General features: G+C 35.4%; 15 protein-coding genes, 1 pseudogene and 1 riboswitch. Of the genes and pseudogenes, 9 read left to right on the top strand and 7 right to left on the bottom strand.

Annotated elements, in window-relative coordinates; all coding sequences use genetic code 11:
* The first annotated feature begins 143 nt into the window (after window positions 1-143).
* Together AC1DS7_RS16610 and AC1DS7_RS16605 are read left to right on the top strand one after the other, a co-directional pair.
* Complete coding sequence (locus AC1DS7_RS16610; protein WP_149191009.1) at window positions 144-1,373, top strand: ATP-binding protein; 1,230 nt, start codon at window positions 144-146, stop codon at window positions 1,371-1,373.
* A 25-nt stretch (window positions 1,374-1,398) separates the two neighbouring features.
* Window positions 1,399-2,616: an ATP-binding protein gene (locus AC1DS7_RS16605; protein WP_476999115.1), complete on the top strand. Its 1,218-nt coding sequence runs from the start codon at window positions 1,399-1,401 to the stop codon at window positions 2,614-2,616.
* A 188-nt stretch (window positions 2,617-2,804) separates the two neighbouring features.
* Here AC1DS7_RS16605 and AC1DS7_RS16600 read toward each other — a convergent pair whose 3' ends face one another.
* The 3 genes and pseudogenes from AC1DS7_RS16600 to AC1DS7_RS16590 all read right to left on the bottom strand — a co-directional run bounded on the left by AC1DS7_RS16600 (window position 2,805) and on the right by AC1DS7_RS16590 (window position 4,336).
* The gene (locus tag AC1DS7_RS16600) at window positions 2,805-3,767 is read right to left on the bottom strand and encodes a collagen-like protein (protein WP_476999114.1); all 963 of its coding nucleotides are present in this window, start codon (window positions 3,765-3,767) and stop codon (window positions 2,805-2,807) included.
* 198 nt (window positions 3,768-3,965) lie between these two features.
* Window positions 3,966-4,091: pseudogene (locus AC1DS7_RS16595) on the bottom strand (Nif3-like dinuclear metal center hexameric protein); the annotation flags it as partial.
* Window positions 4,092-4,153: 62 nt separating this feature from the next.
* Entirely contained in the window at window positions 4,154-4,336 is a 183-nt protein-coding gene (locus tag AC1DS7_RS16590; protein WP_476999113.1) for a hypothetical protein, read from the bottom strand.
* A 211-nt stretch (window positions 4,337-4,547) separates the two neighbouring features.
* Between AC1DS7_RS16590 and AC1DS7_RS16585 the strand changes: the two genes are divergently transcribed.
* Entirely contained in the window at window positions 4,548-4,871 is a 324-nt protein-coding gene (locus AC1DS7_RS16585; protein ID WP_061674603.1) for an iron-sulfur cluster biosynthesis family protein, read from the top strand.
* A 113-nt stretch (window positions 4,872-4,984) separates the two neighbouring features.
* The gene (locus AC1DS7_RS16580; protein WP_215588543.1) at window positions 4,985-5,890 is read left to right on the top strand and encodes a DMT family transporter; all 906 of its coding nucleotides are present in this window, start codon (window positions 4,985-4,987) and stop codon (window positions 5,888-5,890) included.
* Between the two features lie 28 nt (window positions 5,891-5,918).
* Here the strand turns inward: AC1DS7_RS16580 and AC1DS7_RS16575 are convergent, their stop codons facing one another.
* Entirely contained in the window at window positions 5,919-6,140 is a 222-nt protein-coding gene (locus AC1DS7_RS16575) for a hypothetical protein (protein WP_002034446.1), read from the bottom strand.
* A gap of 289 nt (window positions 6,141-6,429) precedes the next feature.
* Between AC1DS7_RS16575 and AC1DS7_RS16570 the strand changes: the two genes are divergently transcribed.
* Window positions 6,430-6,813 carry an ATP synthase subunit I gene (locus AC1DS7_RS16570; RefSeq protein WP_002089121.1) on the top strand — a complete coding sequence of 128 codons (384 nt, stop codon included), beginning with the start codon at window positions 6,430-6,432 and terminating at the stop codon, window positions 6,811-6,813.
* Window positions 6,814-7,497: 684 nt separating this feature from the next.
* On the opposite strand, the gene pckA is transcribed toward AC1DS7_RS16570, so the two are convergent.
* Entirely contained in the window at window positions 7,498-9,084 is a 1,587-nt protein-coding gene (gene pckA / locus AC1DS7_RS16565) for a phosphoenolpyruvate carboxykinase (ATP) (RefSeq protein WP_215588542.1), read from the bottom strand.
* A gap of 228 nt (window positions 9,085-9,312) precedes the next feature.
* A riboswitch (SAM riboswitch) is annotated at window positions 9,313-9,434 on the top strand.
* A gap of 169 nt (window positions 9,435-9,603) precedes the next feature.
* Between pckA and metK the strand changes: the two genes are divergently transcribed.
* Window positions 9,604-10,803 carry a methionine adenosyltransferase gene (metK, locus tag AC1DS7_RS16560; RefSeq protein ID WP_002015707.1) on the top strand — a complete coding sequence of 400 codons (1,200 nt, stop codon included), beginning with the start codon at window positions 9,604-9,606 and terminating at the stop codon, window positions 10,801-10,803.
* A gap of 115 nt (window positions 10,804-10,918) precedes the next feature.
* On the opposite strand, the gene AC1DS7_RS16555 is transcribed toward metK, so the two are convergent.
* Together AC1DS7_RS16555 and AC1DS7_RS16550 are read right to left on the bottom strand one after the other, a co-directional pair.
* Window positions 10,919-11,101: a hypothetical protein gene (locus tag AC1DS7_RS16555; protein WP_002067721.1), complete on the bottom strand. Its 183-nt coding sequence runs from the start codon at window positions 11,099-11,101 to the stop codon at window positions 10,919-10,921.
* Between the two features lie 6 nt (window positions 11,102-11,107).
* The gene (locus AC1DS7_RS16550) at window positions 11,108-11,287 is read right to left on the bottom strand and encodes a hypothetical protein (RefSeq protein WP_002067722.1); all 180 of its coding nucleotides are present in this window, start codon (window positions 11,285-11,287) and stop codon (window positions 11,108-11,110) included.
* Window positions 11,288-11,524: 237 nt separating this feature from the next.
* Between AC1DS7_RS16550 and AC1DS7_RS16545 the strand changes: the two genes are divergently transcribed.
* The 3 genes from AC1DS7_RS16545 to AC1DS7_RS16535 all read left to right on the top strand — a co-directional run bounded on the left by AC1DS7_RS16545 (window position 11,525) and on the right by AC1DS7_RS16535 (window position 13,184).
* Entirely contained in the window at window positions 11,525-11,668 is a 144-nt protein-coding gene (locus tag AC1DS7_RS16545; RefSeq protein WP_016102921.1) for a hypothetical protein, read from the top strand.
* 407 nt (window positions 11,669-12,075) lie between these two features.
* Entirely contained in the window at window positions 12,076-12,585 is a 510-nt protein-coding gene (locus tag AC1DS7_RS16540) for a MogA/MoaB family molybdenum cofactor biosynthesis protein (RefSeq protein ID WP_016102922.1), read from the top strand.
* On the top strand, window positions 12,582-13,184 hold the full coding sequence (locus tag AC1DS7_RS16535) for a molybdenum cofactor guanylyltransferase (RefSeq protein ID WP_016102923.1): 603 nt from the start codon (window positions 12,582-12,584) through the stop codon (window positions 13,182-13,184). The genes AC1DS7_RS16540 and AC1DS7_RS16535 overlap by 4 nt, the downstream gene beginning before the upstream one ends.
* Window positions 13,185-13,386: the final 202 nt, after the last annotated feature.

The raw sequence follows: 13,386 nt of genomic DNA, 5'->3' as shown, positions 1-13,386 counted from the left end.
TTGTTCATGGTTTTTATGCTTACATATGGTGTGGGGAAGTATATTATCTATGGATTGATTTTCCTCATTTGTTCAATTTATCTTTGTTTGTCTATGAAAATCATTTATTATAATAAATGGTATTCTTTTGAAGGGGTGTTGAAGTGGAAGAGAGTTTTCTATCAGCTAAAGAAGAAAAGAAAAACGCTAAGATTTTCTTATGGGTAATACATGTTATTTTAATTGTATACGAGGTTGCATACGCGATTATATTAGAAGATACAATGCCTTTAGGAAATTGGCATAAAGGGATATGGAAGCTTGCATATATTATGGCTATATTAGGTATTAGTGTTTACTTATTTGAGAGAGAAAAAGCATATTTAGTTAAATATACATATTTATTTGCATACATGATCGCAGAGACTTTTAATATTGGATGGTATGCTTTTCATAATAGAATAGCATTTGATGAAGGGAATGTAATTGAATATATTTTTATTTTCTTCGTACCGATCTTTTTGAGTAAAAGATATTTATTTGTCTTAGCGCCATTCCTTATAGGGAAATATATGATATACCTATTTGTATTTGGAGAACTTAACCTGTTTATGTCTCTTGTTATAAATATGGTGTTACTTTTCGTGTCATTTATTATTTTAAATCGATTTTTACAATATCTTTCAGCAGTAAAGGGACGTATTGCAGAGGCAAGTCAGTCACAAAAATTGGCGGTTATCGGAAAAATGGCAGCGACAGTCGGACATGAAATTAAAAACCCACTTGCTTCATTAAAAGGGTTTACGCAATTACAAAAAGAGAAACACGAAAAAGATGCAACATATGAACAAATGATTCTCGAAATCGAAAATATGAATAATATGATTAGTGAATTAATGGAGGTTGCTACATGTAAACCTTCTGTTTATGAAAAACACATTGTAAGTGATGTTTTAGTACAAGCGGTAGAAAACATGCGCGGAAAAATGAACGAGTTAAATATAAATTGCACCTTTAATGAAGAGCAAAATAGAAGTGAAATTGAATGTGATAAACGCAAATTAAAAGGAGTATTTTTGTATGTTATTAAAAATGCTTTAGAGGCAATGGAACATGGCGGAACATTAAAAATACAAGTTGAAAATAAAAAAAGAGATTATGTAATAGTAAGTATAGTAGATAGTGGTTTTGGGATAAAAAAGGATAATTTAGGACGAGTTAAGGATGCTTTTTATACAACGAAGCAAGATAGAATTGGATTAGGTCTTACGGTAGCAGAGCGAATTGTGACAGAGCATCTTGGAGAATTACACATTTCTAGTGAAGTAAAGAAAGGAACGAGAGTAGAAATACTGCTCCCGAAAAAATGTGAGCGCAATGTGACACAAGATTAAGAGGTGTTGTTAAAGGAGTTATCATATGGAAAAAGGAAATATATTTGAAAAAGAAGAGATAAAGGCATTAATAATATTTTTAAGCTTATTCTTCGTTATATTTTTTGCGTATGATTTTGCTGAAAAAGTTATTGTCCTTTTATCAGATAAAAATCAAAAACTAGCAGATGCTTTTGGAGAAGGATTAGGTTTATGGCTATATAGTTTTATGGTTGGATTATTCTTTATAGGACTTTATTTTATGAAATGGAAAAAGCCGTATATTGTGAAGTATATTATTTTAATTGGCTATAATATATTGGATTTTATTAATAACTTCATTATTTATTACGGAAGTGATGCGGAATTTGATAGCGGGAATATAGTAGAAGGATTCTTTATTTTATTTGCACCGATATTTGTGAATAAGAGGTACTTTTGGTTAGTTGCCGGAACTATTGTTGGAAAATATGCACTTATGGGATTCGTTGTTCAATCCTTTATTGTTCTTATCCCAATAGCATTATATAGCGTGTTTGTTATTATATGTTGGATTATATTTTTAAGATTCCAATCTTACGTTCGTACACTTGAAATGATGGATAAAGAAATAAGAAATGTAGAGAAATTAGCAATGGTTGGGAAAATGGCGACAGTAATTGGCGATAAGATTAGAAGACCGTTAGAAAAATTGAAAAAACTTGTGAATAAGCAAGCGAAAAAATATCCAGAAGATAAAATTTATAGTGAAATTATGAGACAGGAAGTAGAGCGAATTCATACAATTGCTACAGAACTAAATGGGTTTGAGAAATCTAAATCGGTAGAATCCGAAACGCATAATATTAAAGAAATCATCTCTTATGTTATCAGGGTTATGGAAAAGCCAGCTTTAGAACAAGGGATAAAAATGCATGCTATTTATAGTAAAGATATACCATCAATTACATGTGAGGAAAAACGATTGAAACAAGTATTTTTTAATTTAATAAAAAATGCGATTGAAGCAATGTCAGTTGGCGGAACTATTACTGTAAAAGTTATAGTGGAAGATGTGATCATTGTTCAAATTATAGATGAGGGATGCGGCATTCCGAAAGATAAAATTCCGAAGCTAAATGAAGCTTTTTACACAACGAAAGAAACTGGAACAGGCTTAGGATTAGTAGTTACGGAAAAAATTATTAAAGATCACCACGGTAAATTGAACTTTGAAAGTGAAGTTGGAGTTGGAACGACTGTTGAGATTATGTTGCCGATTTAATTATAGTGGGAAATTTTAAAAAGGGGATGTTTACAACATTGACAAACTGTACAAATTCACAATCCAAAATAGGGGTGTTTTAAAGCGAGAGTATATAATGGATTTGTCTGTTATTTGTTTTCATTTATTTGTAATTTTTTTGCCTCGGTAGCGAGGTTTTTGTGAAATGAACGATTTGTAAGTGTGGGCTATATATCAGTGATTAGAAAAATAGAATATACAGCACTTGCCGTAATCCCGGGGGTAATATAAAGAGATATCGCATCCCCCCTCGAAAACAGGTTTCCGGTTGTAATACTAGTCCAAGTTACAGTGGCAGGTCCAGGTGCTGGAGTAGGGTTATACACTTGAGGTTGTCTAGAGCCAATATCCGTAGGTTTAATTGAAAATGTGATAGTTCCCGTAATTTTATCTGTAGTAGTTAAAGTAATAGTAGATAGGATGTAACTAGAGGTAGGGGCAGAGAGGTTTGTTGGGACATTCCTGCAAATATCAATCGTATAAACAGCAGCGGGTAAGTTATTAATATTTATAGATGTAGCAAAACCAACAATATTTCCAGCTCCAGCAGTTACATACGGAATAACGTTAGAATCAATTCCTGGAGAACCTGCTATACGTTGAAACCCAGCATTCGTCCCTTGAAAAACAATACTTTTCGCTGTTGAACTACCAGCAGGTCCAGTAGAACCAGTGACTCCAGTAGCTCCGGTAGAACCAGTGGCACCAATAGTTCCGGTAGCTCCGGTAGAACCAGTGACTCCAGAAGTTCCGGTAGCTCCGGTAGAACCAGTGACTCCAGTAGTTCCGGTAGAACCAGTAGAACCAGTAGAACCAGTAGAACCAGTAGAACCAGTAGAACCAGTAGAACCAGAAGTTCCGGTAGGACCACCTTCTACCAATACGATATAATCTTGAGACACATTCGGAAATCCTTGAGGTGCATCTTTTTTTACAACATAGCCGCTACTCGTGTAAGTGACAACTTGTCCCGTTTTATAGTTAGGAGCGGCTGCTAGACTAAAAGCGGTAGTACTTTGCAAACCGGCCCCGGCATTGCCAGTAGGTCCAGTAGCACCAGTGGGTCCAGTACTGCCGATAGAACCGCTGTTGCGTCTACCGTCACAACTAAAGCAATTGCGTTGGTACATATATTATCTCCTTTCTATATTTTTGAAAATCTAGTTTTAAAAGTAGAACTACTTTATATATATTGTAGATTCTATATTTATGTGTGGTCGATCGTATTGTGTATATAGATTTTAAAAATAGGGGAGGTGTTATTAGTTTTATAACCACCAGGTCTCCTGCGGAATCAAAGTAACATCTACATCAAAATTCTTTTTAAATCAATCATACATCAATGTCTCTTTCACTAAATATTCAGAGGCAGAGTGTGACACACCGATGAGTGAGTATTTATGCCTACCATAATCATTGTCGATATGGCAATGGATTTCTCCTGTAATAAATGATTAAGTTATTGTTCTATTTCTTTTAAGGCTGGCATGTTTGGTAATCCTCCTTAAGATAGTTCTTACTTTGTTAGTTGTTTTTGTTTTTTTGTGGAAAAATAAGAAGCGGATAGGAAACAAATAAAACCTAGAATCCAGCCAATAGAAGGAGAATAGGGAAGTATATGTTGTAATACCATTCCGCTAGAAATAAAAAAGCTACCTAATAGACCTAAGAAAATGAGATATCGCTGTAGTTTGAACATCAGTGATACAACCTCCTTTATCACGCATTAACTGCTCGTAAAAGCCTGATTGGCGAGGGCTGATAATCAGAGGGGGATGGATACCTCCCTGATTAAAGTTTCACTTTATCACATATATTTTATAGTAGTCTTAATTTTCTGTATATAAGATTCAAGAAAAATGGTGGTACAATATATAAATGATACGAGAAGAGAGGATGTAGGTTAACACATGTACGTTACTGTAACAGAGGCAGCATATAAAAAGATTATGAATACGATTCCAAGTGAAACGAAATATATAAAGTTATTTTATGATAATGAAGGTTGCGGTTGTGTTATGAGCGGGATTATTGATTTAGTAGCCGTTTCAGAGAAAGATGAGCGCGATGTAGATATCGAATCAAGCGTACTAAACTTTATTGCAGATCGCACAAAGCTTGTATTTATGGATGATAAATTAACAGTTGATTGGCATGAAGTTGGAGGGACTTTCCAGTTGAAGAGCCCAAGCCAGTTTTATAATCCGAATATGAAGTTACATGTTCGATTATAATGAAGAGAGAAGGAGTATATAATATGCTCCTTTTTCTTATGGATTTTTTCACATAATGAAATGTACATATAGTTGAATTTTCTGTATAATTCTCTTTGCGGAGGGGGTTGCGCATGAAAAGATGGGGAATTGAGTTATTAATTTTAAGTGTCGTTATTATTTGGGGGATTAACTATACGATTGCGAAATATGGACTTTTAGAATTTACAGCAATAGAGTTTACTGCAGTTCGAATGATGACAGCAGCACCACTACTGTTATTACTTACGTTATTTATCGAAAAGTCACTTTATATGGAGCGAAAAGATATACCAAGATTAATCATCGTTAGCGTTGTAGGTATTGTACTGTATCAAACGTTATTTATGGAAACTGTAAAATACACATCCGCTACAAATGCTTCTTTACTCATATCTATTTCACCTATTTTTACAACTGTATTTGCGATTTTCTTGAAACAAGAAAAATTTTCTTCTCGAAAGTTAGTTGGTTCCATGATTGCCTTTATTGGTGCTACATTAGTTTTAGTAGCGGGGCATTCACTCGCTAGTTCTTTCTACGGAAATGGGATTGGACTTATTACATCAATATGTTGGGGACTTTATCCCATTTTAGCAGGGCCGCTTATTAAAAAATACTCAGCATTACGTGTTACTGCATGGTCGACATTAGTTGGAGCGATTCCGCTCTTATTGTTAAGTGGTCCACATGTATTTGTCATGCCATTTCACATTACACACGGAATGACATTGTTTGCTTTACTATATTCTATTTTCTTTGTAACAGTATTCGGTTTAGTCATGTGGTATGTTGGTGTTCAAAAAATTGGTGCGTCACATACGATGGTATATATGTATATTACGCCGCTTGTAGCTGTTTTATTTGCAGCTGTATGGGCAAATGAATATGTATCGTTTCAACAAATAATCGGTGGAATCATCATTTTCTTCGGTCTATGGTTTGTGAAATCAGAGAAAGTAGAAGCTAATTCTATCGTGCAAGAACCTATATCAAAATAGGAAAACAGATCACCTATGATCTGCTTTCCTATTTTTTTATTTTTGGTAAAAATACGAGGAATAAAATGGCAGTAATAAGTGGGATTAAATTAAGAAAAGGAATGCGGAAGAGTGTAATAAGAATAATACCTGGAAGAAGAACACCGAGGACAGCATAGAAAATACTATGTTTTTTGGTGTACCAATACAAGGAAAGTCCAATAAGTGCAGGAACAATGAGATGAATGAGAGCCATTAAAAAATAAATCATTAGACGCCCCCTTTATTTATGTGCTTATTACATCATATCCGTATGTTCATAGATTGATATCAATTTTTTCATAATTGGACGAAAATGTTTTGAAAAACGTCACATTTATGAGGGATTCTATATTAGAAATCTTGTATAATATTATTTCCTAAAAGCATTTAAAAAACATAAACATACTGTTTATGTTTTTTAAATTTGAGTGAAATGAATTTTAAGTACCATAGACTCGAAAGAAATGAGTTATATAGCTTTGGTTGGATAGATAAAAACTATTGAAGGGGAGTACAATATGATTAGTATGTCATTAAGGTCGTTTAAAATTCAATCGTATTATCTACTAGGTATTCTGTTATTAGGCTGGATGTTAACACCGTTTTCAGCACATTTTCTAGGTGCAGGAATTGGACTTATTGTAAGCATGTATTGTGTTTGGATTTTAGGAAGGCGTATCGAAAAGCTTGGAGATAGTATAGTAAAGAAGACGAAAGCGCCGACGCTTGGTATGTTTAATCGCTTTGCAGCTGCAATTTTGGGTGCTATTATCATGTACGAAATTGAGCATCATATGGTAATGTGGGCATTTGCAGTAGGTATTCTGGGTGGTTATTTCTTAATCGTTATTAATTTAGGGTATTATAGTATGAAGGATGAGGAAGAATTAACGAAGGGCTGAAAAAGATAAAAAGATGAAAAGCCTCTTTTTAGATGGAATAGAGGATCCAGCGGTGGATAGAAGCGGTTAGGGCCTTTTTTAGCCACATGCGGTGCGAAACCAGAAGGAGCAAGTGAGCGAGAGATCTCTTTATATTTTCAAAGCCTTGATTTGTATGTGTGAAAATCCGAGTATATCAATTGAAAATTAGGTTTGGAACTTTTTTAGATGGAATAGAGGATTCGGCGGTGGATAGAAGCGGTCAGATCCTTTTTTAGTCCCATGCGGTGTAAAACCAGAAGGATGTAGTGAGTGGGAAAATAGTTTATATGTTCGAAGCCGTGGTTTGTATGTATGGAAATCCGAGTATATAAATTGAAAATTGGGCTTGGGAATTTTTAAGTTGGAATAGAGGATCTGGCGATGGATAGAAGCAGTCAGATCCTTTTTTAGTCCCCTGTGGTGTGAAACTAGAAGGATGTAGTAAGTGGGGAATAGTTTGTGTGTTCGAAGCTGTGATTTGTATGTGGGCAAATTAAAGAATATATAGAAAGAAGCTTACTCGGAAAACGTAAGCTTCTTTTTTATGTAAGTGTGTGTAACCGTTAAGCCGCATTGGGTTTTGTCGGTGAGTACGCGGAACTTTACGGTTACACGACACTTATTCATATGAGTAAAAGGGTTATTCCAACAGAAAATTTGTAATTAAGCGATTGGACCGCCTAAGTTAATAATAGCTTCAGAAACGCTATCGAATTTTTTGAAGTTTTCTTTAAATTCGTTTGCAAGCTCAATTGCTTTCACTTTGTAAGCATCTTTATCAGTCCAAGTTTGTTCAGGCATTAATACTTCATCAGGTACACCTGGAACATGACGAGGTACTTCAAGGCCAAAGATGTCGTGTTTTGCAGTTTCAGCTTTAGCAAGTTCACCGCTTAGTGCTGCTTGAATCATTGCACGAGTGTAACCTAAGTTCATACGTTTACCAACGCCGTATTCGCCACCAGTCCAGCCAGTGTTTACTAAGAATACTTTCGCATCATGTTTCTCGATTTTTTCACCAAGCATTTCAGCATAACGAGATGCATCAAGCGGTAAGAACGGTGAACCGAAGCAAGTAGAGAATGTAGCTTGCGGAGATGTAACACCGCGCTCTGTTCCTGCTAGCTTACTAGTGTAACCGCTTAAGAAATGGTACATAGCTTGTTCTTTTGATAACTTACTGATTGGAGGCAATACGCCAGATGCATCAGCAGTTAAGAAAATAATTGTATTTGGATGTCCTGCAACACTTGGCAGTACGATATTGTCAATCGCATGCATAGGGTATGCAGCACGTGTATTTTCTGTTAAAGTAGTATCGTTATAGTCAGCGATGCGTGTTTGACCATCAATGACAACGTTTTCTAAAACTGAACCAAATTTGATTGCATCGAAGATTTGTGGTTCTTTCTCATGAGAAAGGTTTACACATTTTGCATAGCAACCGCCTTCAATATTGAATACGCCGTTATCAGACCAACCGTGCTCATCGTCACCGATTAATTTACGGTTTGGATCAGCAGATAATGTTGTTTTGCCTGTTCCAGATAAACCGAAGAATAGTGCTACGTCGCCTTCTTCGCCTACGTTTGAAGAGCAGTGCATAGAAAGAATGTCTTGTTCAGGTAGTAAGAAGTTCATAATAGAGAAGATTGATTTTTTCATCTCTCCAGCGTATTCTGTACCACCGATTAGTACGATACGTTTTTCGAATGAAACCATAATGAATGCTTCAGAATTTGTACCGTCAATTGCTGGATCTGCTTTGAAGTTTGGTGCAGAAACAATTGTGAACTCTGATTCGTGAGTTGCTAATTCTTCTTCATTTGGACGAATAAATAATTGATGTACGAACAAATTATGCCATGCATATTCGTTAACAACTTGAATTGGTAGGCGATAGTTGCGATCAGCGCCAGCAAATCCTTTGAAGATGAATAACTCTTCTTTTTCTTTTAAGTATTCTAAAACTTTTATATATAATTTATTAAAATGTTCTTCAGAGATCGGTTGGTTCACGGCTCCCCAAGCAATTTTGTCAGCAACCGATGCTTCCTTCACAATAAATTTATCCTTAGGAGAACGTCCTGTGTATTTTCCTGTTGAAGCAGAAACGGCACCAGTAGAAGTTAATTTCCCTTCGTTTCGCATTAATACTTTTTCCACTAATTGCGGAACACTTAATTGAATCTGTGCATTGCTTCCGTTCAATAATTCATGTAAACCAATTTGGACATTCACAGTACTCATATTTATATACCATCCTTTTCATTTAATGAAATATTTCTCGTAATCCCCATCAATAGTATAACACAATTATATAAATAATGTATACTATTTATTTATTTTTGTTTGTGTGAATGTATCATTTCCCTATTAATATTTCATTCTATGGGTATTGAGAAAAACTTTCAGGAAAATGTGAATATTAATTGACAAATGAATATCATTTCTTTAGTATAGGTTGGGACGGATACTCTCTTATCCCGAGCTGGCGGAGGGACAGGCCCGATGAAGCCCAGCAACCTCATTTGTAGTGGTAAATACAGGTGAATAGGTGCTAAAACCTGTGCGAGGCTAACGGTCTCGAACGATAAGAGCAAAGGGCAAAAAGCAGTATGCAAGTAGCAAATTAAACCTTTCCTCTATGTTAAGTAGGAAAGGTTTTTCTGTATGCTTGTGTGGGAGAATAAATGTATGTCGCAGTTTGTGGCAAATTAAGGATGAGTTCCGTACAATATATACAATTACTGTAGGGAGGTTTACCACATGACAAAAAAACGTCATCTGTTCACATCTGAGTCTGTAACTGAAGGACATCCAGATAAAATTTGTGACCAAATTTCTGATTCAATTTTAGATGCGATCTTAGCAAAGGACGCAAATGCACGTGTAGCTTGTGAAACAACTGTAACAACTGGTTTAGTATTGGTAGCGGGGGAAATTACGACTTCTACTTACGTAGATATTCCAAAAATCGTTCGTGAAACAATTCAAGGCATTGGTTACACACGCGCAAAATACGGATTCGATGCAGAAACTTGTGCAGTTTTAACATCTATCGATGAGCAATCTGCTGACATCGCTATGGGTGTTGACCAAGCACTAGAAGCACGCGAAGGTCAAATGACTGACGCTGAGATTGAGGCAATTGGTGCGGGAGACCAAGGTTTAATGTTTGGCTTCGCATGTAATGAAACACAAGAATTAATGCCACTTCCAATCTCGCTTGCTCACAAATTAGCTCGTCGTTTAACTGAAGTACGTAAAGATGACACATTATCATACTTACGTCCGGATGGAAAAACGCAAGTTACAGTTGAGTATGATGAAAATGGTAAACCTGTACGTGTGGATACAATTGTAATTTCTACACAACATCATCCAGATGTTACGTGGGAAGAAATCGATCGCGATTTAAAAGAGCACGTAATTAAAGCTGTAGTTCCAGCAGAATTAATGGATGGAGAAACGAAATTCTTCATTAACCCAACTGGCCGCTTCGTAATTGGTGGACCACAAGGTGATGCTGGTTTAACAGGACGTAAAATCATCGTTGATACTTACGGTGGATACGCTCGCCATGGCGGTGGTGCATTCTCTGGTAAAGATGCAACGAAAGTTGACCGTTCTGCAGCATATGCAGCTCGTTATGTTGCGAAAAACATCGTAGCAGCTGGTCTTGCTGACAAAGCAGAAGTACAACTTGCATACGCAATTGGCGTAGCACAACCAGTATCAATTTCAGTTGATACATTAGGCACTGGTAAAGTATCTGAAGACGTATTAGTAGAACTAGTTCGTAACAACTTCGATCTTCGCCCAGCTGGTATTATTAAAATGCTAGACTTACGTCGCCCAATTTACAAACAAACAGCAGCTTACGGCCACTTCGGACGTACTGATGTAGATCTTACATGGGAACGTACAGACAAAGCAGCTACTTTAAAAGAGCAAGCTGGTCTATAATATATGAAAAAAAGCTTTGCGCTGTGTGCGCAAAGCTTTTTTTATTTGGTTTTATCCCGTAAAAGCCCGATTGGTTTAACTAATAATCAGTGGGGAAGAACAAAATCCCCACTGATTAAAGTTTCACTTTATTTACTACTTGAATGCAAGAACTACAATAAACTTCCCCGTCTAGCTCAATATACTTCTTCATATTTGTCATACCACTTGCCGGAAATGGCATATGAATCCACGCTTTTTCATACGTTTGTATTTCCTTTTCACATGATTTACAAAGGATTGGTTTCTTACGGAACATAGACGGTCACCCTTTCAGTTGGCGTGCTTTTCCTGCGCAAAAAGCACTGCTCAGTAAAAATAGCGTTGCGAATATAATACTCACTAATGTAGCGTATGGAATTGCTCCTTTTAGAGAAAAACCGACAGTGATGGAAGCAACAAATAAGAGAATGAATGTTGTTGTTAATTTTTTATAAAGTTCCATAGTAATTTAAGCTCCTTATTAAGAATTAATATGTTTGAAAACACAATTTTCTATGATGAGAAAATACGTTATAATTAATTATAACATTCAAAATATTTCTGATTATATATTTTTACTCATTTTAGTTTATACCAGGAATAGGGACGTGTTTTTAGTAATAATTAGAAATGTGAAGTCTAAAAAACGGTATGTTAATTTAAAGTGTGTAAAGTCAATTTTTGAAGGGGGTATTTTGAAATGAATATATTTAATATTGTAACAAGAGTAATAGCGCTTGTATTATTAGGGATTATAACTATAGTTTTTATTAATCTAAATAAACTATTGACTAATATGGTGGAAATTTTAGGGGCTCTACTTAATGCGTTAGGTGGTTCGTGAACCGAAGTTGAATTCTCGCTTAGGAGATATTTTTAGATGGAAAATTAGAAATTATTAGAGAAGGTTAATGGTAAAATTTGAGAAAGAAACTTAGAGATGGTTTGGGTATTGATTCGACCATCTTTTTACTGTTCATTAATAAAATGCTACTGATATTTGTTATCCAAACCATTTTTATGTAAGATAAAAAATGATTCTCTAAGTGTGTAGTTTAAATAGATATATGGTTAATGAATTTTAGGGGAATGGCTATTTTTATCAATAAAAGTAATTATTCGGATTTTATTCTTAGTATCTTAAGAAAGTCATTATTAAGATAGGGTCACAATTTTTATTTTTTTACTTGTAACAGTATAAAGATACGTATAATAAAGTGAAGGGAAATTTTTAGGAGGGAAAGATGAGACATGAGCGTAACTGAACATAAAAAACAAGCTCCAAAAGAAGTGCGCTGCAAAATCGTGACGATTTCTGATACACGTACAGAAGAGACGGACAAGAGCGGACAACTATTACATGCATTATTAATAGAAGCAGGACATAAAGTGACCTCTTATGAAATTGTGAAAGATGATAAAGAGAGTATTCAGCAGGCTGTGTTAGCTGGTTATCATAGGGAAGATGTTGATGTCGTGTTAACGAATGGCGGTACTGGTATTACGAAACGTGATGTGACGATTGAAGCAGTATCAGCGTTATTAGATAAAGAAATTGTTGGGTTTGGTGAGTTGTTCCGTATGATTAGCTATTTAGAAGATATCGGAAGCAGCGCAATGTTAAGTAGAGCGATCGGCGGTACAATTGGGCGCAAAGTTGTCTTTTCCATGCCAGGGTCTAGCGGAGCAGTTCGCCTTGCGATGAATAAATTAATTTTACCGGAATTAGGTCATATTACATTTGAGCTGCATCGCCAATGAGTAAGTATGCTGGAATTGTATTGGCAGGCGGTATGTCGAGTCGATTTGGTGAGCCGAAAGCGTTAGCGAGCTGGCAAGGGAGTACTTTTATAGAGCATATTTTGAAAGTGATGACAACTGCGTTACAAGAAGTTGTAGTCATTAGTCATTCTGATATAAAAGAGCGAGTAGAGCAACTTGTACAAGTTCCAGTTATAGAAGATATGTCGCACTATAAAGGAAATGGGCCACTTGCTGGAATAGTGTCAGGAATGGAATACATAGATTCAGATTGGTATATTATCATGCCTTGTGATGCACCGAACGTTTCAAATGAATGGATTACCATTTTATTAGAGCAAACGAGTAATGAATATGATGCAGTTGTCCCTATTATTAATGGAAGGAAACAACCGTTACTTGCAGCGTATCATAACCGTGTGAAAGAAAAGATTTATGCTTTGCTTCAGGAAGAAAAAAGAAGTATGGGTCAGCTTTTATCACAATGTAATGTGAAATATATTGCTGGTGAAGATGTACAAGCGAATGTGGATTGGTTTATAAATGTGAATACGAAAGAAGAATATGTACAGGCTCAAAAAGACCTTTCAAATGAATGAAAGGTTTTTTTGATATACAGAAATTGGGGAACAATTACTGTATAAAGGTATGTGAGTAAGTTGATTTTAAGGGGAATTTCTTAAAATCATCATACAGTAAAAATACTGTATAACCATATATTAATTTTTATGGGTTTTTATTACAAGTTTGTTTAGTTATGTGTTTTTTTGTTATAATGAATATAAGAATAATATGATACTT

It is taken from the genome of Bacillus sp. P4_E1 (genome assembly GCF_056401715.1).
Note: the sequence above shows the minus strand (reverse complement) of the source record. Positions and strands in the feature narration are given on the sequence as shown.